Source organism: Pseudomonas sp. PNPG3 (assembly GCF_023093815.1).
Classification (GTDB): Bacteria; Pseudomonadota; Gammaproteobacteria; order Pseudomonadales; family Pseudomonadaceae; genus Aquipseudomonas; species Aquipseudomonas asiatica.
Map to the genome: position 1 here is coordinate 1 of NZ_JALLKV010000078.1, position 20,343 is coordinate 20,343.

Below are 20,343 nucleotides of genomic sequence, written 5' to 3' on the forward strand. Positions count from 1 at the left end.
ATGATGCTCCGGCTTCAATTCAATAACCGTGTTGCACTCAGCTCCTGCAACCGCCCTGATACGCATCGCTATCACCTCATGTGTTTATCACGCCGGCACCTCCGGAGAGAGCCGGACTGGGTTGATTAACAACAGTTTTCGGGCGCACGGATCCATGGCGAAATGCACACTTCGCCGAGCGCAGGCAAAATAAATCCGGAGCGCAAAAAATTATGCACTCAAACGTGGCAGTAAAAAGCCATTAATTAAAAAACGTGCCCTGGAATGCAGCCGTCTTTATTGCAATGCGCTACGTGGCGCTTTGCTGTGCTTGTTTTTTCAAGTGGAAAAATCCTTTGAAATCAACCACTAGGACGAATTGAAAGGGACGCTTCTCTCCTGCATGGACAGGGTTTTCGGGGGTTCCCGTCATACCTGTCGAAGTTGTTGGGGCTAGTAGTAGATACCTGCCGTTGTCATCTGTAAGTCATTTCTCACAGCCCAAGGGCAGGAAAATCGTTACGGCACTATGAGCGATTCGTCGTAGCAGAAGTTCCGGGGTGGGTTCGGCGTGGATGAAAGATTTCTAAATATTTTTTCAGTGGCGGACAATTTCAATCTGATAGCACTCGGGGGTTTTGCCCCGATATATAAAGGGCGAAACTGTTGCGAGATATTTTTATGCCAGCATCGAAAAATATTTTGAAAAATTCGTCAAAAAAGCTACGAACGGTCTTATGGCGTTTGGCTATAAGTTGCGGTATGTCGATTTTTTGGCGTCGGATTTGTGGCGTGATGGCGATATGAAGCGTGCCCTGTTGCAGGGCAGGGGAGGTGCGTAATGGCTGCTGGCCTCTTCGCGGCTAAAGCCGCTCCCACAGGTTTTGCACTGATCTTGAGTTCAGTGAAGTACATGTGGGAGCGGCTTTAGCCGCGAAGGGGGCGTGACAGGATCACTCGGAAGGATGATCCCGCAGGAACACCAGGTGGTCCGGCTTCGACTGTTCGGCACTGTAGTAGTACCCCTGCACATCGAACTGCTTGAGCTGCTCCGGGTCGCTGATGCGCTGCTGGATCACGAAGCGGCTCATCATGCCGCGGGCTTTCTTGGCGTAGAAGCTGATGATCTTGTATTGGCCGTTCTTCAGGTCCTTGAAGTCGACGTTGATCACCCGGGCCTTGAGCGCACTGCGTTTCACCGCGCTGAAATACTCGTTGCTGGCCAGGTTCAGCAGCACGTCATCGCCCTGTTCGGCCAAGGCCTGGTTCAGCCATTCGCTGATGCGTGTGCCCCAGAAAGCGTACAGGTCCTTGCCGCGGGCGTTGGCCAGCTTGGTGCCCATTTCCAGGCGGTAAGGTTGCATCAGGTCGAGCGGGCGCAGCAGGCCATACAGGCCCGAAAGCATGCGCAAGTGCTGCTGGGCATAGCTGAAATCGTCCTCGCCCAGGCTTTCGGCGTCGAGGCCGGTATACACGTCACCCTTGAACGCCAGCAGCGCTTGCTTGGCATTGGCCGGGGTGAAGTCCGGGGTCCAGCTGCCGAAGCGCGCGGCATTCAGGCCGGCGAGCTTGTCGGACAGGTGCATCAGTTCGCTGATCTGCGCTGGCGACAGGTCGCGCAACTGCTGGATCAGCTCCTGAGAGTCGTCCAGGTACTGGGGCAGGGTGAAACGCTCGGTCACCGGCGGGGTTTCGTAGTCGAGGGTCTTGGCGGGTGATATCACCGTCAGCATCGGGTCGGCTCCTGGCATCGTAGGCCGGGAATTCTACGGGCTGGGCGGTGCAAGTCCAAACTATGGCGACGATAGTCACAGACCATGGCCAGTGCAGAGGCTATAGTGCGCGTTTCGCCGTTGCGGAGCTTCAACCGTGCGTATTGCCTCTGCCTTGCTGGCCGCTCTGCTGAGCCTGGCCGCGCAAGCCGCCCCTTCAACCCAGGTGAGCCTGGACCGCAGCCTGTGGCCCGAAAAGCTGGACAGCCCGGCGTTGTTCGATGTGGCCTCGCGGGCCGAGATCCTCTCGTTCGCCCAGGTGCTGCATGAAAGCGAACTGCTGGACGACGCGGCGCTGGCGGCACGCTTGGGGCTACGGCAGGTCAACCTGCAGAAGGTGCGCCTGGTGCGGGCGCGCATGTGGCAGCGGTTGTGGGAAGGTTATCAACAGGCGCAGCGCAGTTGCGAACAGGATGCGTCGTTCTGCTATCCGGTTACGTCGATGGCGGAGTTGCGCACACAGGCAGCGACGTTCGCCGCCGATGTCGGCACGTTCTACACGGGCTGGATCGAGCCGAGCCACCAGTTCCATGCGCGGTACCTGGACGAACAACTGCGCAAGGCTGCGTTGCTGCCACAGACCAGCAGCGAGGTGGAGCGGTTGTCCTCACGCGAGCGCAATGGGGATGAACTGAACGACCGCATGTTCCTGCTGACCTTCGTCGGCGGGCCCGGGCCGGATGGCGGCAGTACCGATCTGCTGGCTGATTATCTGCGCCGGCAAAAGCTTGAAGGCACGTTCTTCGTGCTCGGCAACCGCCTGCAGCAACGCCGCGACGCCGGTGCGGCAGATGCCTTGCGCCAGCTCTATCGTGGGCATTGCGTGGGGGTTCAGGGTTGGGAGTACCGCTCCCATGCGCAGTGGACAGACTGGCAGGATTCATTGCGGCGCAGCCAGGCTCGGGTGCAGGCCGACTTGCCGGAGCAGTATGTACCGTTGTTTCGGCCGCCCTACGGGCAGCGCCGGGCCGATGGCGAGGCGTTCATGGCCAGCCAGCAGTTGCAGGTGTCGTTGTGGGACATCGATGCCCAGGATGATGGCGCACTGAGCGCCGAGGCCTCTGCCCAGCGGGTGCTGACCTTGATGCTGCTGTGGCGCAAGGGCGTGATCCAGTTCCATGACAGCCTGCCCAAGGCGCAGCCGGCGGTGGAGTGGTTGTTGCGCAATACGGCGCAGAGCGGGATTGGTTGGGGAGACTGCCAGGGATATGCCAACCGGGAGTGAGAGGGGGCTGCTGCGCCGCCCATCGCCGGCAAGCCGGCTCCCACAGGTACCGTGCATGGCTTGCTGGCGATAGCCCCTGCAATGGCAGCCTGATTTTTGACTGTAGTCCTCACGCGCCCCCTCGCCAACCCCTGTTCGTCATTTGGAAAAATAAACTTCACCTACGCGTAAAAAGACTTTTTTTAGTCATCATTTTTGCGGTATGAAGAAACCAGACAGCCGATTCCTGCAGCACAGGTGGCGTCATCCAGGCCCACCTAGCCAGGTTCGCTTCCCGCCCGTAACAACGCGGATACGGGGACAGCGGCAGTCACTCTGCGGCGTAACAGACCACGCCGTGTGGCTTCGACATAAGGTGACCGAGTATGGATGACCAAGGACGCAACCCTTCCTCCAGCAAGCCTATCCTGTATGTGCTCGATACCAACGTCCTGATTCACGACCCCAACGCGTTACTGAACTTCGAGGAGCACCATGTCGCCATCCCGATGACGGTGCTGGAGGAACTCGACAAGCTCAAGACCGGCAAACAGACCATCGCCGCCGAATGCCGCCAGGCCATTCGCCTGATCGACCAGACCCTTGGTGACGCCTCGCCCAGCGATGTCGAGCAGGGTGTGCCGATCCAGCGTGGCAAGAGCGGGCCCAAGGGCTTCCTGTCCATCCTGATGACTCCGCGCAACGAGCCGAACAAGCTGCTGCCGGAAAACCTCAACGACAACATCATCATCAACCAGCTGCTCGAAGTACGGGCCCGGCGCACCGACCTGGATGTTGTGCTGGTCACCAAAGACATCAACATGCGCCTGAAGGCACGTGCCTGTGGCATCGCGGCCGAGGACTACAGCACCGACCAACTGGTCGATGACGTGTCCTTGCTGTCCAAGGGCTACCATTCGGTCACCGGCTCGTTCTGGGACCGGGTGAGCAAGGTCGATACCCGCCAGGAGCGCGGCCGCACCTGGCACCGCGTGCAATTGATCGACAACCTGCCGGCGGTTCACGTCAACGAGTTCATCATCGATGAACAGGGCTTCGTCGGCTGGATCAAGGGTATCCGAAACGACGAACTGCTGTTGCTGGACCTGCACCAGGAACCGCTGCTGCATCAGGAAGCCTGGGGCTTGAAACCGCGGGACATCCACCAGAGCCTGGCGTTGTTCGCCCTGCTTGACCCGGATATCCACCTGGTCAACCTGACCGGCGCCGCCGGTTCCGGCAAGACCATCCTGGCCCTGGCCGCAGCCATCGAACAGACCATGGTAAGCAAGCGCTACCGGCGCATCATCGCCACCCGCAGTGTGCAGGGGCTGGACCAGGAGATCGGCTTCCTGCCGGGCACCGAGGCCGAGAAGATGGAACCTTGGCTGGGCGCCATCACCGACAACCTCGAAGCCTTGCACATGGATGACGAAAGCACCCATGGCAGCGTCGAGTACATCCTCGAGCGCGTGCCGTTGCAGTTCAAGTCGCTGAACTACATCCGTGGCCGTAGCTTCCAGCAGAGCCTGATCCTGATCGACGAGTGCCAGAACCTGACGCCGCACCAGATGAAAACCATCATCACCCGTGCCGGCTCCGGGTCCAAGGTGGTCTGCCTGGGCAACCTGGCGCAGATCGATACCCCCTACCTGTCCGCGACCAGCTCTGGCCTGACGTACCTGACCGAGCGCTTCAAGGACTTCCCCCATGGCGTGCACATCACCCTGCAGGGCGTGCCACGCTCGGTGCTGGCCGAGTACGCCGAGTCGCATCTGTAACCCTCTCCGCCGGGCGGTCCGCCGCCCGGCTTTTTCGCGGGCACGGTTGACGCCCCTCTGCTCAAACCTGACTCACAGGTTTACACTGCGAGTTCCCTTCACAGGAGCAGAGCAGTGCTGACACATCTTGATTCCCAGGGGCGGGCCAACATGGTCGACGTCACTGAAAAGGCCGTGACCGAGCGTGAGGCCACCGCCGAGGCGCGGGTGCGCATGTTGCCGCAGACCTTGCAGATGATCGTCGACGGTGAACACCCCAAGGGCGACGTGTTCGCCGTGGCGCGCATTGCCGGGATCCAGGCGGCGAAGAAGACCAGCGAACTGATCCCGCTGTGCCACCCGCTGATGCTGACCAGTGTCAAGGTCGAGCTGAGTGCCGAGGGGCAGGACGCCGTGCGTATCGTCGCCCGCTGCAAGCTGGCCGGGCAGACCGGCGTGGAGATGGAGGCGCTGACCGCCGCCAGCGTGGCTGCGCTGACGATCTATGACATGTGCAAGGCTGTGGATAAAGGTATGGTCATCGAGCAGGTGCGCCTGCTGGAAAAACTCGGCGGCAAGAGTGGCCACTACAAGGTGGAGGCGTGATGAAGGTCAAGGTGATGTACTTCGCCCGTTACCGCGAATTGTTGGGCGTGGATGCCGAGCGGGTGGAGGGTGCGTTCAAGGTGCTCGACGATGTGCGCCAGGCCTTGGTGGCCAAGGGTGGGCAGTATGAAGTGCTGGCCGAGCAGAACCTGATGTGTGCGCGCAACGAAGAACTGTGCAAGCTCGATGAGCCGCTGGAAGAGGGCGATGAAGTGGCGTTCTTCCCGCCGGTGACCGGAGGCTGAACATGGCTGTGCGAGTCCAGGAAGGTGCGTTCGACCCGGGAGCCGAGACCAATGCCATGCACGCGGCCAATGTCGGTGTGGGCGCGGTGGTCGGTTTTGTCGGCTACGTGCGGGATTTCAACGATGGCCGCGAGGTGGCGGGGATGTTCCTCGAGCACTATCCGGGCATGACCGAAAAGGCCTTGGCCAAGATCGTGGTGGAGGCAGAGCAGCGCTGGCCGTTGCTCAAGGTGGAGGTGCTGCACCGCATCGGTGCGCTCGAGCCGGGTGAGCCGATCGTGTTCGTCGGCGTGGCCAGTGCCCATCGGCAGGCGGCGTTCGATGCCTGCAACTTCATCATGGACTATCTGAAGACGCGGGCGCCGTTCTGGAAGAAGGAAAATACCCAGGAAGGGGCACGGTGGGTGGAAGGGAAACAGAGTGATCAGGATGCGGCGGAGCGCTGGTAGATCCTTGTTTGATGGCCGGGGCGAAGCCCCGGTTCGCGGGTGAACCCGCTCCCACAGGTGCATCACAGGTTTTGAAAGCTGTGCAGTACCTGTGGGAGCGGGTTCACCCGCGAAGAGGCCGGCACAGGTCAATGATGCTTGCGCGGCACCGGCTTCAGCAGCTCATCCGGCGGCATTTCACACTTGATCTTGCGCCCCAGCAGCTCTTCGATCGCTGGCAGCTGGTACGAGTCATCCTCACCGGCAAAGCTGATCGACACACCACTGGTGCCAGCACGGCCTGTCCGGCCAATGCGGTGCACGTAGTCGTCCGGGTCTTCCGGCAGGGTGAAGTTGATCACGTGGCTGATGCCATCGATATGAATGCCCCGCCCCGCCACGTCGGTGGCCACCAGCACGGTGATGCGCCCTTCGCGGAAGTTCTCCAGGGTACGGATACGCTTGTGCTGCGGCACGTCACCCGACAACTGCGCGGCATTGATGCCGTCGCGCACCAGTTTTTCCTCGATGCGCCGCACTTCGTCCTTGCGGTTGGCGAACACCATCACCCGTTCCCACTTGTTCTGGGTCACCAGGTTGTACAGCAGCTTGTACTTGTCGCTGCCGGCCACCGCATAGACGTGCTGCTCCACCGTTTCGCTGGCAACGTTCTCCGGCTCGATCTCGACGATGGCCGGGTTGGTGGTCCACTGCTTGGCCAGGTTCATCACGTCGTCGGTGAAGGTGGCGGAGAACAGCAGGGTCTGGCGCTCGCTTTTCGGCGGCGTCTGGCGAATGATCTGGCGCACCTGGGGGATGAAGCCCATGTCGAGCATGCGGTCGGCTTCGTCCAGCACCATCACTTCGACCATGTCCAGGTGCACCTCACCGCGCTGGTTGAAGTCCAGCAGGCGCCCCGGAGTGGCCACCAGGATGTCGCAATGGCGCGCTTCCAGGGCCTTGAGCTGCTTGTCGAAGTCCATTCCGCCGACGAAGCTCATCACGTTCAGGCCGGTGTACTTGGTCAGGGCGATGGCGTCCTTGGCGATCTGTACCACCAGCTCACGGGTGGGCGCGATGATCAGCGCACGTGGCTCGCCCATGTAGCGTTCCTTCGGCGGCGGCGTCTGCTGCAGCTGGGAAATGATCGAGATCAGGAACGCCGCAGTCTTGCCGGTACCGGTCTGGGCCCGGCCGATGGCGTCCTGACCGCGCAGGGTGTAACCCAGCACCTGTGCCTGGATAGGCGTGCAGTACGGGAAGCCCAGGTCGTGGATGGCATGCATCAGTTCGTTGGACAGCTTGAAGTCGTGGAAGCGGGTCTTGCCTTCCTGTGGCTCGACCACGAAGTCTTCCGGTTTCCACAGGCTGGCCTGCGGCTTGGGCTTGCGCTCGCGACGCGGTTTGTCCTTGGCCGGCTTGTCGGCGGCTGGCGTAACGGCGGCAGGCTGTTCGGCCTGGGGAGTGGGGGTGGCGCGTGGTGCGGCCGGTTTTTCCGCAGGCCGGGCCTCGCTGGCGGGTGCGGGCGCAGGGGGCGTCACGCTGGCAGCAGGAGCGACGGCCTGTGGCGCGGCGTCTCCCTTGCCGAAAATTTTCTTGAGTGCCTTGAGCACGATCGTCTCATCAACTGGTTAAGGAATGTACGCCGGGCAGTGTAATGCAAGATTCAGGCGCGGCGTAGTGGAATAGCCTTACAACTACAGACAGCCCTGGCTTATTGCAATTGCTTGCTCAGCCAGTCGTGGATGTCGCTCAACTCTTCCACCACCACTTCGTGTTCCATCGGGTATTCGTGCCAGCGGGCGGCAACGCCCCAGGTATTGAGGTACTCGAAGGCGGTGCGGCCCATGGAAGGGATCACCACCGGGTCGTGCACACCATGCAGGCACAGGGCCGGGGTGCGTTGCTGGCAGGCGCTCAACTGATGCTGGTCGTTGAAGGTGGGGGCGTAGGTGGACAAGGCGATCACGCCACCCAGCGCTTCTTGCCACTTTATATAGGCAGTGTGCAGAACCACCGCGCCACCCTGGGAGAAGCCAGCCAGGAAAATCCGCGACAGGCTGATGCCTTTGGCCTGCTCGGCCTTGATCAGGCTAATGACCTGTTCGGCCGATTCCTCCAGCTGCGCCTCGTCGATGGCGCGGGCCGGGGTCATGGCCTTGATGTCGTACCAGCTGGGCATGGCGTAGCCGCCGTTGATGGTTACCGGGCGGGTGGGAGCCTGGGGCATGACGAAACGGGTGCTGAGCAGGCGTTCCTGCATGAATTCGGCCACTGGTAGGAAGTCGTAACGGTCGGCACCCAGGCCGTGCAACCAGATCACACAGGCGTCTGCGGTTTTCTGCGGTTCGAGAATCAGTGGGTTGGTCATGACTGCTCCGAAAGTGTGCGGGTCTTGTTATGGCGTGCGTGAAAAGAAGGCGCTGGAAATGATTGTCGGAAAAAGAATGTCGCAACGATACAACTTTCCCTACTTGACGAGCGCTTAAACGCTACAGCCGCAAATTTTGGTACGCGCTTTGCAATTCACCCAATGATGCAAAGGGCAGGCCGTGACGGTAACACCCTTTGCACGCGAAGGCTGTCACAGAACAGTCCATTGCGCCATTGACCCAATAACAAGCCAATACGGGTCGGATACGCCTCAAAAGGGTGCGGTGCAATTCCGGCTCGATACAACAAGAGCGATTTGGAGGTTGTGAATGAAGATGTTGAAAACCACCCTGGCAGTCCTGACCGCTGCCGCCGCGCTGGGCGCCGTGAGCAACGCCCAGGCCGGCGCCACCCTGGATGCGGTAAAGAAGAAGGGCTTCGTCCAGTGTGGCGTGAGCGACGGTCTTCCAGGCTTCTCGGTACCTGATGCGCAGGGCAAGATCGTTGGCATCGACGCCGACGTGTGTCGCGCTGTGGCCGCCGCCGTGTTCGGCGACGCCACCAAGGTCAAGTTCAGCCAGCTCAACGCCAAGGAACGTTTCACCGCCCTGCAGTCGGGCGAAGTCGACGTGCTGTCGCGCAACACCACCTGGACCAGCTCGCGTGATGCCGGCATGGGCCTGGTATTCGCCGGTGTTACCTACTACGACGGCGTTGGCTTCCTGGCCAACAAAAAGCTGGGTGTATCCAGCGCCAAGGAACTCGATGGCGCGACCATCTGCATCCAGGCCGGTACCACCACCGAGCTGAATGTGTCGGACTACTTCCGCGCCAATGGCCTGAAGTACACCCCGATCACCTTCGACACCTCGGATGAAAGTGCCAAGTCGCTGGAATCGGGCCGTTGCGACGTGCTGACCTCCGACAAGTCGCAGTTGTTCGCCCAGCGCTCCAAGTTGGCCGCGCCGACCGAGTACGTGGTACTGCCGGAAACCATCTCCAAGGAACCGCTGGGCCCGGTGGTGCGTAAAGGCGACGAAGAATGGTTCAGCATCGTCAAGTGGACCCTGTTCGCCATGCTCAACGCCGAAGAGGCGGGCATCACCTCGAAGAATGTCGAGGCCGAAGCCAAAAGCACCAAGAACCCGGACGTCGCCCGCCTGCTGGGCGCGGATGGCGAGTACGGCAAGGACCTCAAGCTGCCCAAGGACTGGGTAGTGCAAATCGTGAAGCAAGTCGGTAACTACGGCGAAGTGTTCGAGAAGAACCTGGGCCAGAGCACCGACCTGAAGATCGACCGTGGCATGAACGCCCTGTGGAACAACGGCGGCATCCAGTACGCGCCACCTGTGCGCTGATGGCTGCACCCTGCGGCGGCATCCCGCCGCCGCAGGCTGTTCGGAACCCTACTTTCCGGGGCACTTCATGCAAAATCGAATCGGCGCACAAAAGGGTTTATCCCTGAGCGATCCACGTGTGCGCGCGTGGCTGTTCCAGATTCTCACGATAGTCTTCGTGGTCGGTCTGGGCTGGTATCTGTTCCACAACACGCAAGCCAACCTGCAACACCGGGGTATCACCTCGGGCTTCGACTTTCTCGACCGCAGTGCCGGCTTCGGCATCGCCCAGCACCTGATCCCCTACGTGGAATCAGACAGCTATGCGCGGGTGTTCGTCATCGGCCTGCTCAACACCTTGCTGGTGACGTTCATCGGCGTGGTGCTGGCGACCATCCTTGGCTTCATCATCGGTGTGGCGCGGTTGTCGCCGAACTGGATGATCAACAAGCTGGCGACCGTGTATGTGGAAACCTTCCGCAACATTCCGCCGTTGTTGCAGATCCTGTTCTGGTACTTCGCCGTGTTCCTGACCCTGCCGGGACCGCGGGGCAGCATCAATATCGACGACACCTTCTTCATCAGCAACCGGGGCCTGAACATGCCCGGCGCGTCCATGGCCGAAGGCTTCTGGCCGTTCGTCGTGGCCCTGGTCCTGGCGCTGCTGGCCATCGTGGTGATGGTGCGTTATGCCAACAAGCGCTTCGACGAGACGGGCGAGCCATTCCACAAGTTCTGGGTGGGGCTGGCGCTGTTCATCGCCATCCCAGGCGTTTGCGCACTGCTGTTCGGCAGCCCGGTGCACTGGGAAGTGCCGCAATTGAAAGGATTCAACTTCGTCGGTGGCTGGGTACTGATTCCCGAGCTGCTGGCGCTGACCCTGGCGTTGACCATCTACACCGCTGCGTTCATCGCCGAGATCGTGCGCTCCGGTATCCGTTCGGTCAGCCATGGCCAGACCGAGGCCGCGCGTTCGCTGGGCCTGCGCGAGGGGCCGACCCTGCGCAAGGTGATCATCCCCCAGGCACTGCGGGTGATCATTCCGCCGCTGACCAGCCAGTACCTGAACCTGGCGAAGAACTCGTCGCTGGCGGCCGGTATCGGCTACCCGGAGATGGTCTCGCTGTTCGCCGGTACCGTGCTCAACCAGACCGGCCAGGCCATCGAGGTGATCGCCATCACCATGAGTGTCTATCTCGCCATCAGCATCAGCATTTCGCTGCTGATGAACTGGTACAACAAGCGCATTGCGCTGATCGAGCGGTGAGGATACGCCAGTGAATGCCCATGTTTTCAAACCCGACATGCCGCCACCGGTGAAAACCGTCGGCGTGCTCGCATGGATGCGTGCCAATCTGTTCTCCAGCTGGCTCAATACGCTGCTGACCCTGTTTGCCATCTACCTGGTTTGGCTGATCGTGCCGCCGCTGCTGCAGTGGGCGTTGCTTGATGCCAACTGGGTCGGCACCACCCGCGCCGACTGCACCAAGGAGGGCGCCTGCTGGGTGTTCGTGCAGCAGCGTTTCGGCCAGTTCATGTACGGCTACTACCCGGCCGAGTTGCGCTGGCGCGTGGACCTGACCGTGTGGCTTGCCGTGCTTGGCGCCGCCCCGCTGTTCATCAAACGCTTCCCACGCAAGGCCTTCTACGGCCTTGGCTTCCTGGTGGTGTACCCGCTGCTTGCCTACACCCTGCTGCACGGGGGCATGCTGGGCCTGGAAAGCGTACCTACCAGCCAGTGGGGCGGGCTGATGCTGACCCTGGTGATTGCCACCGTGGGCATTGTCGGCGCATTGCCGCTGGGAATCCTGCTGGCCCTGGGGCGGCGCTCGAAAATGCCTGCGGTGAAGGTGGTGTGCGTGACCTTCATCGAGTTCTGGCGCGGCGTGCCGCTGATCACCGTGCTGTTCATGTCATCGGTGATGCTGCCGTTGTTCCTGCCTGAGGGCATGAGCTTCGACAAGCTGCTGCGGGCGATGATCGGCGTGATCCTGTTCCAGTCGGCGTATATCGCCGAGGTGGTGCGTGGCGGCCTCCAGGCCATCCCCAAGGGCCAGTACGAAGCTGCCGCGGCCATGGGCCTTGGCTACTGGCGGGCGATGGGCCTGGTGATTCTGCCGCAGGCGCTCAAGCTGGTGATCCCCGGCATCGTCAACACCTTCATTGCCCTGTTCAAGGACACCAGCCTGGTGATCATCATCGGCCTGTTCGACCTGCTGAACAGCGTCAAGCAAGCCGCCGCCGACCCGGCCTGGCTGGGCATGGCTACCGAGGGCTATGTGTTCGCCGCCCTGGTTTTCTGGATTTTCTGTTTCGGTATGTCCCGCTACTCCATGCATCTGGAGCGCAAGCTGGACACTGGCCACAAGCGTTAGGAGTTTCGAAATGAGTGAAGCGATCAAGCAGCCTGCCGGCCCCGAAGGCATCATCCAGATGCAGGGCGTGAACAAGTGGTACGGCCAGTTCCATGTGCTCAAGGACATCAACCTGAACGTGCGCCAGGGCGAGCGCATCGTGCTGTGCGGGCCGTCCGGCTCTGGCAAGTCCACCACCATCCGTTGCCTCAACCGCCTTGAAGAGCACCAGCAGGGGCGCATCGTGGTCGATGGTGTGGAGCTGACCAACGACCTCAAGCAGATCGAGGCCATCCGCCGCGAAGTGGGCATGGTGTTCCAGCACTTCAACCTGTTCCCGCACCTGAGCATCCTGGAAAACTGCACCCTGGCGCCGATGTGGGTGCGCAAGATGCCGCGGCGCAAGGCCGAGGAAATCGCCATGCACTACCTGGAGCGGGTGCGTATTCCGGAGCAGGCGCACAAGTACCCGGGGCAGTTGTCCGGTGGTCAGCAGCAGCGTGTGGCGATTGCCCGCGCGTTGTGCATGAAACCGAAGATCATGCTGTTCGACGAACCGACCTCGGCGCTGGACCCGGAAATGGTCAAGGAAGTGCTCGATACCATGGTGGGCCTGGCCGAGGATGGCATGACCATGCTCTGCGTGACCCACGAGATGGGCTTTGCCCGGACCGTGGCGAACCGGGTGATCTTCATGGACAAGGGCGAGATCGTCGAGCAGGCAGCGCCGGATGACTTCTTCGACCGGCCACGCAGTGACCGGACCAAGTTGTTCCTGAGCCAGATCCTGCATTGATGTAGCCGGGGGCCGCTTTGCGGCCCATTCGCAGCACAAGGCTGCTCCTACAAGGGAAATGCGATCTCCTGTAGGAGCAGCCTTGTGCTGCGAATGGGCTGCGAAGCAGCCCCCCAGAGACCAGATCGCAGCCTTACTTCTCTTCCTTGGCGACTGCCGGCGCCGGTGGCGGCCGCAGGCCCACCTCGGCGATCAGCTTCAACTGCTGCCCATTGCGCATCACCTCGATGGTGATCTTCTCGTTGGGCTTGATCCGCGCCACCTGGTTCATCGACTTGCGCCCATCACCGGCCGGCTCGCCGTTGATGCTCAAGATCACGTCACCCAGCTGCAGCCCGGCCTTTGCCGCCGGCCCTTCGCGGAAGATGCCCGCCACCACGATGCCCGGGCGGTCCTTCATGCCGAACGATTCGGCCAGTTCCTGGCTCAGTGGCTGTACTTCGATGCCCAGCCAGCCACGGATCACCTGGCCGTGCTCGATGATCGACTTCATCACCTCCAGTGCCAGTTTCACCGGGATGGCGAAGCCGATACCTTGCGAACCGCCGGACTTGGAGAAGATCGCCGTGTTGATGCCGATCAGGTTGCCGTTGGCATCCACAAGCGCACCGCCGGAGTTACCCGGGTTGATCGCCGCGTCGGTCTGGATGAAATCTTCGTAGTTGTTCAGGCCCAGCTGGTTGCGGCCAGTGGCGCTGATAATACCCATGGTCACGGTCTGGCCGACCCCGAACGGGTTGCCGATGGCCAGCGACACGTCGCCGATGTGAATGTTGTCGGAGCGGCCGATGGTGATCGCCGGCAGGCTCTTCAGGTCGATTTTCAGCACCGCCAGGTCGGTTTCCGGGTCGCTGCCGATGACCCGGGCCAATGTCTCGCGGCCATCCTTCAGGGCCACGACGATCTGGTCGGCGCCGCTGGTGACGTGGTTATTGGTCAGCAGGTAACCCTCGGGGCTCATGATCACCGCCGAGCCCAGGCTCGACTCCCAGCGGCGCTGCTTGGGCAGGTTGTCGCCGAAGAAACGGCGGAACTGCGGGTCCTCGAACAGCGGGTGGGCGCTCTTGTTCACCACCTTGGTGGTGTACAGGTTGACCACCGCCGGGGCGGCCAGGGTTACCGCGTCGGCATAGGATACCGGGCCCTGCATGATCCGCGTGGTCTGCGGTGCCTGTTGCAGGTTGACGTCCTGGCTGGGCAGGCCGACCCACTCCGGGAAGCGCTGGATGATCAGCATGGCGATCAGTACGCCGGTAAGCAGGGGCCAGCCAAAATAACGCAAAGCCTTGAACATGAATGAATCCTGGAAAGAGCCGGGGATGGTGACCGTGCGGTGGGCATGAGCGCGCGCGATCATACACCGGTTCCCCCAGTGCCGGCGACGGCCCATAATGGCCGGCATTATACGGGCGTTGCATGGGCGTTGTGCCCGAGAAAAACGCAGATTTCGAGGAGATTTTCATGGCCGTCGCTCTGAACACCCTGGTCGAGGAAGCCGAGCGTTACCTGGGCAGCGCGAAGATCCAGGATTATTGCCCCAACGGCCTGCAGGTCGAAGGCCGGCCGCAGGTCAGCCGCATCGTCAGCGGCGTTACCGCCAGCCAGGCGTTGCTGGATGCGGCAGTCGAAGCCGAGGCCGACCTGGTGCTGGTGCACCATGGCTACTTCTGGAAGGGAGAGAACCCTTGCATCACCGGTATCCGGCAGCGCCGGCTGAAAACGCTGCTGAACAACGATATCAGCCTGCTCGCGTTTCATCTGCCGCTGGACGCTCACCCGGATGTGGGCAACAACGTGCAGCTGGCACGGCAGTTGGACATCACCGTCGAAGGGCCGCTGGACCCGGAGAACCCCAAGGTGGTCGGCCTGGTCGGCTCGCTGGCCGAGCCGATGACCGCGCTCGATTTCGCCCGGCGGGTGCGGGAGGTGCTGGGGCGTGAGCCTCTGCTGGTCGAAGGTGAGCAGATGATCCGGCGGGTCGGCTGGTGTACCGGGGGCGGGCAGGGCTACATCGACACGGCGATTGCGGCCGGGGTGGACCTGTACCTGACCGGCGAGGCGTCGGAACAGACCTACCATAGCGCCCGCGAGAATGGCGTCAGCTTCATTGCCGCCGGGCACCATGCCACCGAGCGGTATGGGGTGCAGGCGCTGGGTGAATACCTGGCGCGGCGCTTTGCCGTGGAGCACCTGTTCATCGATTGCCCGAACCCGATCTGACATCGGCGTCGCCTTCTTCGCGGGTAAACCCGCTCCCACAGGGACAGTGTTGATCCCAGGCCTGCGGGATCCCTGTGGGAGCGGGTTTACCCGCGAATAGGCCAGGCCTGCTGGCCCAAACCCGCAGTCATATCGTTAGACTTTTTCGATCTAGCCGGCCTCCTAAATAGAAGCAGCCGCTGTGATAAAGTGGCTCGCTCGAACACGGCCCGCAGGCCGTCCATAAGATCGTTTTTCGTGAGTAGCCATGGTCGACAAACTGACGCACTTGAAACAGCTGGAGGCGGAGAGCATCCACATCATCCGCGAGGTGGCCGCCGAGTTCGACAACCCGGTGATGCTGTACTCGATCGGCAAGGATTCCGCCGTGATGCTGCACCTGGCGCGCAAGGCCTTTTTCCCAGGCAAGTTGCCGTTCCCGGTGATGCACGTCGACACCCAGTGGAAATTCCAGGAGATGTACAGCTTCCGCGACAAGATGGTCGAGGAAATGGGCCTGGAGCTGATCACCCACGTCAACCCCGAGGGTGTGGCGCAGGGCATCAACCCGTTCACCCATGGCAGCTCCAAGCACACCGACATCATGAAGACCCAGGGCCTGAAGCAGGCGCTGGACAAGCATGGTTTCGATGCCGCCTTCGGTGGTGCGCGCCGCGACGAAGAGAAGTCGCGGGCCAAAGAGCGCGTTTACTCGTTCCGTGACAGCAAGCACCGCTGGGACCCGAAGAACCAGCGCCCGGAACTGTGGAACGTGTACAACGGCAAGGTCAACAAGGGCGAGTCGATCCGCGTCTTCCCGCTGTCGAACTGGACCGAGCTGGACATCTGGCAGTACATCTACCTCGAAGGCATCCCGATCGTGCCGCTGTACTTCGCCGCCGAGCGTGAAGTCATCGAGAAGAACGGCACCCTGATCATGATCGACGACGAGCGCATCCTCGAACATCTCACCGATGAAGAGAAAGCGCGCATCGTCAAGAAAAAGGTGCGTTTCCGTACCCTTGGCTGCTACCCGCTCACGGGCGCTGTCGAGTCGGAAGCCGAGACGCTCACCGACATCATTCAGGAAATGCTCCTGACGCGCACTTCCGAGCGCCAGGGCCGAGTCATCGACCACGATGGCGCCGGTTCCATGGAAGACAAGAAACGTCAGGGCTACTTCTAATTTTCAGGGTTACTCCATGTCGCACCAATCCGATTTGATCAGCGAAGACATCCTCGCTTATCTGGCTCAGCACGAGCGCAAAGAACTGCTGCGTTTTCTCACCTGCGGCAACGTGGATGACGGCAAGAGCACCCTGATCGGGCGCCTGCTGCACGACTCGAAGATGATCTACGAGGACCACCTCGAGGCTATCACCCGCGATTCGAAAAAGGTCGGCACCACCGGCGAGGAAGTCGACCTGGCGCTGCTGGTCGACGGTCTGCAGGCCGAGCGCGAGCAGGGCATCACCATCGATGTCGCCTACCGCTATTTCTCCACCGCCAAGCGCAAGTTCATCATTGCCGACACCCCGGGCCACGAGCAGTACACCCGCAACATGGCTACCGGCGCGTCCACCTGCGACCTGGCGATCATTCTGGTCGATGCCCGCTACGGCGTGCAGACCCAGACCCGCCGCCACAGCTACATTGCCTCGCTGCTGGGCATCAAGCACATCGTCGTCGCGGTCAACAAGATGGACCTCAAGGGCTTCGATCAGGACGTCTTCGAGTCGATCAAGGCCGACTACCTGAAGTTCGCCGAAGCCATCAACCTGACCCCGAGCAGCCTGCACTTCGTGCCGATGTCGGCGCTCAAGGGCGACAACGTGGTCAACCACAGCGAGCGTTCGCCGTGGTACGCCGGCCCGACGCTGATGGAAATCCTCGAAACCGTCGAAGTGTCGGCCGACCGCAACTTCACCGACCTGCGCTTCCCGGTGCAGTATGTCAACCGTCCGAACCTGAACTTCCGCGGTTTCGCCGGCACCATCGCCAGCGGCGTGGTGCACAAGGGCGATGAAATCGTCGTGCTGCCGTCGGGCAAGAGCAGCCGCGTCAAGTCCATCGTCACCTACGAAGGCGAGCTGGAAAACGCAGGCCCTGGCCAGGCCGTGACCCTGACCATGGAAGACGAGATCGACATCTCCCGTGGTGACCTGCTGGTACATGCCGACAACGTCCCGCCGGTCACCGACCAGTTCGACGCCATGCTGGTGTGGATGGCCGAGGAGCCGATGCTCCCAGGCAAGAAATACGACATCAAGCGCGCCACCAGCTACGTGCCGGGCTCGATTGCCAGCATCACCCACAAGGTCGATGTGAACACCCTGGAGCAGGGCGCTGCCAGCGCGCTGCAACTGAACGAGATCGGCCGCGTCAAGGTGTCCCTGGACGCCTCGATCGCCCTGGACGGTTACGAAAGCAACCGCACCACCGGTGCGTTCATCGTCATCGACCGGCTGACCAACGGCACGGTCGGCGCCGGCATGATCATCGCCCCGCCAGTCCTGCCGCACGGCAGCACCGGCCATCATGGCAAGCTGTGCCATGTGGCCACCGAAGAGCGCGCCCTGCGCTTCGGCCAGCAGCCTGCCACCGTGCTGTTCAGTGGCCTGTCCGGCGCCGGCAAGAGCACCCTGGCCTACGCCGTGGAGCGCAAGCTGTTCGACATGGGCCGTGCAGTGTACGTGCTCGACGGCCAGAACCTGCGCCATGACCTGAACAAAGGCTTGCCGCAGGACCGTGCCGGCCGCACCGAGAACTGGCGCCGCGCCGCCCATGTGGCGCGCCAGTTCAACGAAGCCGGTCTGCTGACTCTGGCCGCGTTCGTGGCCCCGGATGCAGAAGGCCGCGAACAGGCCAAGGCATTGATCGGCAAGGAGCGCCTGGTGACCGTTTACGTCCAGGCCTCGCCGCTGGCCTGCCGTGAGCGTGACCCGCAAGGCTTGTACGCTGCTGGTGGCGACAACATCCCGGGCGAAAGCTTCCCGTACGATGTGCCGCTGGATGCCGACCTTGTGATCGATACCCAGGCCACGAGCGTGGATGAGGGCGTGAAGCAGGTGCTGGACGTGCTGCGCCAGCGTGGCGCGATCTAAGCGCTAGCCTGCAAGAAAAACCCCGCCTCGGCGGGGTTTTTTGTTTCTATGCCCGGCATACATGCGCGGGTCTCCTGTGGGAGCGGCCTTGTGTCGCGAAAGGGCTGCACAGCAGCCCCCGGGTCTCAGCACTGATGCACAAATTGCTGGGGCTGCTGCGCAGCCCTTTCGCGACACAAGGCCGCTCCCACAAAGGATTGCGTGAGCTTTGGATTTTGAGCAAGGCAGTTGTTCCCGCACGGACTGTGCATTTCGTTCAGATGTGTTTTTCCGAAACCGGTATCACCCGCCGTTCCTTCACTGCCTTGTAGGAAAAACTCGAGTAGATCTCCTTCACCCCCGGCAACCGCTGCAGCACTTCCCGGGTGAACTCGCCAAACGACTCCAGATCCCGCGCCAGGATCTCAAGCAAGAAGTCGTAGCGCCCGGAGATGTTGTGGCAGGCGACAATCTCGGGAATTTCCATCAGCCGCTGTTCGAATGCCAGTGCCATGTCCTTGGTGTGCGAGTCCATCATGATGCTGACGAACGCGGTGACGCCAAACCCCAGTGACTTGGGCGAGAGAATGGCCTGGTAGCCGGTGATGTAGCCGTTGTCCTCCAGCAACTTGACCCGCCGCCAGCACGGCGAGGTGGTTAGCGCTACCTGGTCGGCAAGTTCGGCAACGGTGAGGCGGGCGTTGTCCTGCAGGGCAGCGAGCAGGGCGCGGTCGGTACGGTCGAGGCGTGAAGGCATGTTTTACCCTTCTGGTCCGGTAATTATTGTTTTTGTTCCAACAAGCACGCGTATGCGTGGGCCATTTTGGAAAAAATCGGGCAGCTCGGTGGCATAAGCTTATAGCAAACCACAAGAGGCTGTTGCCATGCGCGACTCCCATAACAACACCGGTTTTTCCACGCGGGCCATTCACCATGGCTACGATCCGCTTTCCCACGGTGGCGCCCTGGTGCCGCCGGTGTACCAGACCGCTACTTATGCCTTCCCCACAGTCGAATACGGTGCTGCTTGCTTCGCCGGGGAGGAGCCGGGGCATTTCTACAGCCGCATTTCCAACCCTACCTTGGCCCTGCTGGAACAGCGCATGGCCTCGCTGGAGGGCGGCGAGGCGGGGCTGGCATTGGCGTCGGGCATGGGGGCCATCACCTCGACGATCTGGACCCTGTTGCGCCCTGGTGATGAGCTGATCGTCGGGCGTACATTGTACGGCTGCACTTTTGCTTTCCTGCACCATGGCATTGGCGAATTCGGGGTGAAGATCCGCCATGTCGACCTGAACGATGCCAAGGCCCTGAAAGCGGCGATCAACAGCAAAACGCGGATGATCTACTTCGAAACGCCGGCCAACCCCAACATGCAGTTGGTGGATATCGCCGCGGTGGCCGAAGCGGTGCGCGGGCACGATGCGCATGTGGTGGTCGACAACACCTACTGCACGCCTTACCTGCAGCGGCCGCTGGAGCTGGGGGCGGACCTGGTGGTGCATTCGGCGACCAAGTACCTGAGTGGCCACGGCGATATCACTGCCGGTCTGGTGGTGGGGCGCAAGGCGCTGGTCGACCGCATTCGCCTGGAAGGGCTGAAGGACATGACCGGGGCGGTGCTGTCACCCCACGATGCGTCGCTGCTGATGCGCGGTATCAAGACCTTGGCCCTGCGCATGGACCGCCATTGCGCAAATGCCCAGCAGGTGGCCGAGGCTCTGGCGCGGCAGCCGCAGGTGGAGCTGATTCACTACCCGGGTTTGCCGTCGTTTGCCCAGTACGAGCTGGCGCAGCGGCAGATGCGTTTGCCGGGCGGGATGATCGCGTTCGAGCTCAAGGGGGGGATCGAGGCCGGGCGCAGATTCATGAATGCCCTGCAACTGTTTGCGCGGGCGGTGAGCCTGGGCGATGCCGAGTCGCTGGCGCAGCATCCGGCGAGCATGACGCACTCAAGCTATACCGCGAAGGAGCGGGCCCATCACGGGATATCGGAGGGGCTGGTGCGCCTGTCGGTGGGGCTGGAGGACGTGGAGGACCTGCTAGCGGATGTCGAGCAGGCATTGCAGGCCTGCAGCTAGGTTGCCTGGGCCGACCTCTTCGCGGGTAAACCCGCTTACAGGTCAGGCGCAGTATTTGAAACCTGCGCCGCCCCTGTGGGAGATTCTATGGTTTTCAGCAAGCCAGTTTCGCGCCTTTAGTGACGT

General features: G+C 61.7%; 18 protein-coding genes. 13 read left to right on the forward strand and 5 right to left on the reverse strand.

The genetic code is table 11. The features are described from left to right. Positions 1-932: 932 nt before the first annotated feature. On the reverse strand, positions 933-1,712 hold the full coding sequence (gene yaaA / locus MJ643_RS28395; RefSeq protein ID WP_013974148.1) for a peroxide stress protein YaaA: 780 nt from the start codon (positions 1,710-1,712) through the stop codon (positions 933-935). Between the two features lie 136 nt (positions 1,713-1,848). Here yaaA and MJ643_RS28400 point away from each other — a divergent pair, with 136 nt between their 5' ends. From MJ643_RS28400 to moaE, 5 genes are all read left to right on the forward strand, one after another. Beyond that, on the forward strand, positions 1,849-2,976 hold the full coding sequence (locus MJ643_RS28400) for a polysaccharide deacetylase family protein (RefSeq protein WP_013974147.1): 1,128 nt from the start codon (positions 1,849-1,851) through the stop codon (positions 2,974-2,976). 365 nt (positions 2,977-3,341) lie between these two features. Next, positions 3,342-4,736 (forward strand): PhoH family protein, encoded by a 1,395-nt coding sequence (locus tag MJ643_RS28405; RefSeq protein WP_013974146.1) that lies wholly within the window; start codon positions 3,342-3,344, stop codon positions 4,734-4,736. Between the two features lie 114 nt (positions 4,737-4,850). Then, on the forward strand, positions 4,851-5,321 hold the full coding sequence (gene moaC / locus MJ643_RS28410; protein WP_013974145.1) for a cyclic pyranopterin monophosphate synthase MoaC: 471 nt from the start codon (positions 4,851-4,853) through the stop codon (positions 5,319-5,321). Beyond that, positions 5,321-5,566 (forward strand): molybdopterin converting factor subunit 1, encoded by a 246-nt coding sequence (moaD, locus tag MJ643_RS28415; protein WP_003251777.1) that lies wholly within the window; start codon positions 5,321-5,323, stop codon positions 5,564-5,566. Before moaC ends, moaD begins: the two co-directional genes overlap by 1 nt. Positions 5,567-5,568: 2 nt before the next feature. Further along, on the forward strand, positions 5,569-6,015 hold the full coding sequence (gene moaE, locus MJ643_RS28420) for a molybdopterin synthase catalytic subunit MoaE (protein WP_013974144.1): 447 nt from the start codon (positions 5,569-5,571) through the stop codon (positions 6,013-6,015). 128 nt (positions 6,016-6,143) lie between these two features. On the opposite strand, the gene rhlB is transcribed toward moaE, so the two are convergent. Both rhlB and MJ643_RS28430 read right to left on the reverse strand, forming a co-directional pair. Beyond that, a complete protein-coding gene (rhlB, locus tag MJ643_RS28425; protein WP_013974143.1) occupies positions 6,144-7,607 on the reverse strand; it encodes an ATP-dependent RNA helicase RhlB in 1,464 nt (487 codons plus the stop codon). Between the two features lie 101 nt (positions 7,608-7,708). Continuing rightward, positions 7,709-8,365 carry an alpha/beta fold hydrolase gene (locus MJ643_RS28430; protein ID WP_013974142.1) on the reverse strand — a complete coding sequence of 219 codons (657 nt, stop codon included), beginning with the start codon at positions 8,363-8,365 and terminating at the stop codon, positions 7,709-7,711. Between the two features lie 331 nt (positions 8,366-8,696). On the opposite strand from MJ643_RS28430, the gene MJ643_RS28435 reads away from it, so the two are divergent. From MJ643_RS28435 to MJ643_RS28450, 4 genes are all read left to right on the forward strand, one after another. Continuing rightward, complete coding sequence (locus MJ643_RS28435; protein ID WP_013974141.1) at positions 8,697-9,725, forward strand: amino acid ABC transporter substrate-binding protein; 1,029 nt, start codon at positions 8,697-8,699, stop codon at positions 9,723-9,725. Between the two features lie 67 nt (positions 9,726-9,792). Continuing rightward, positions 9,793-10,971 (forward strand): amino acid ABC transporter permease, encoded by a 1,179-nt coding sequence (locus MJ643_RS28440; protein ID WP_023661812.1) that lies wholly within the window; start codon positions 9,793-9,795, stop codon positions 10,969-10,971. A gap of 10 nt (positions 10,972-10,981) precedes the next feature. After that, a complete protein-coding gene (locus tag MJ643_RS28445; RefSeq protein WP_013974139.1) occupies positions 10,982-12,079 on the forward strand; it encodes an amino acid ABC transporter permease in 1,098 nt (365 codons plus the stop codon). A 10-nt stretch (positions 12,080-12,089) separates the two neighbouring features. Further along, complete coding sequence (locus MJ643_RS28450; protein WP_003251792.1) at positions 12,090-12,854, forward strand: amino acid ABC transporter ATP-binding protein; 765 nt, start codon at positions 12,090-12,092, stop codon at positions 12,852-12,854. Between the two features lie 133 nt (positions 12,855-12,987). On the opposite strand, the gene algW is transcribed toward MJ643_RS28450, so the two are convergent. Continuing rightward, positions 12,988-14,148 (reverse strand): Do family serine endopeptidase AlgW, encoded by a 1,161-nt coding sequence (algW, locus tag MJ643_RS28455; protein WP_015271734.1) that lies wholly within the window; start codon positions 14,146-14,148, stop codon positions 12,988-12,990. A gap of 167 nt (positions 14,149-14,315) precedes the next feature. On the opposite strand from algW, the gene MJ643_RS28460 reads away from it, so the two are divergent. The 3 genes from MJ643_RS28460 to cysN all read left to right on the forward strand — a co-directional run bounded on the left by MJ643_RS28460 (position 14,316) and on the right by cysN (position 18,157). Continuing rightward, a complete protein-coding gene (locus tag MJ643_RS28460) occupies positions 14,316-15,074 on the forward strand; it encodes a Nif3-like dinuclear metal center hexameric protein (protein ID WP_023661811.1) in 759 nt (252 codons plus the stop codon). A 247-nt stretch (positions 15,075-15,321) separates the two neighbouring features. Next, entirely contained in the window at positions 15,322-16,239 is a 918-nt protein-coding gene (gene cysD, locus MJ643_RS28465) for a sulfate adenylyltransferase subunit CysD (RefSeq protein ID WP_013974136.1), read from the forward strand. A gap of 16 nt (positions 16,240-16,255) precedes the next feature. Continuing rightward, positions 16,256-18,157, forward strand: coding sequence for a sulfate adenylyltransferase subunit CysN (gene cysN, locus MJ643_RS28470; RefSeq protein WP_023661810.1), 1,902 nt, complete (start codon positions 16,256-16,258; stop codon positions 18,155-18,157). Positions 18,158-18,413: 256 nt separating this feature from the next. On the opposite strand, the gene MJ643_RS28475 is transcribed toward cysN, so the two are convergent. Next, positions 18,414-18,893 (reverse strand): Lrp/AsnC family transcriptional regulator, encoded by a 480-nt coding sequence (locus tag MJ643_RS28475; RefSeq protein WP_013974134.1) that lies wholly within the window; start codon positions 18,891-18,893, stop codon positions 18,414-18,416. A 127-nt stretch (positions 18,894-19,020) separates the two neighbouring features. Here MJ643_RS28475 and MJ643_RS28480 point away from each other — a divergent pair, with 127 nt between their 5' ends. Continuing rightward, positions 19,021-20,217, forward strand: a complete 1,197-nt coding sequence (locus tag MJ643_RS28480) for a methionine gamma-lyase (RefSeq protein WP_038410128.1) — start codon at positions 19,021-19,023, stop codon at positions 20,215-20,217. Positions 20,218-20,343 lie beyond the last annotated feature (126 nt).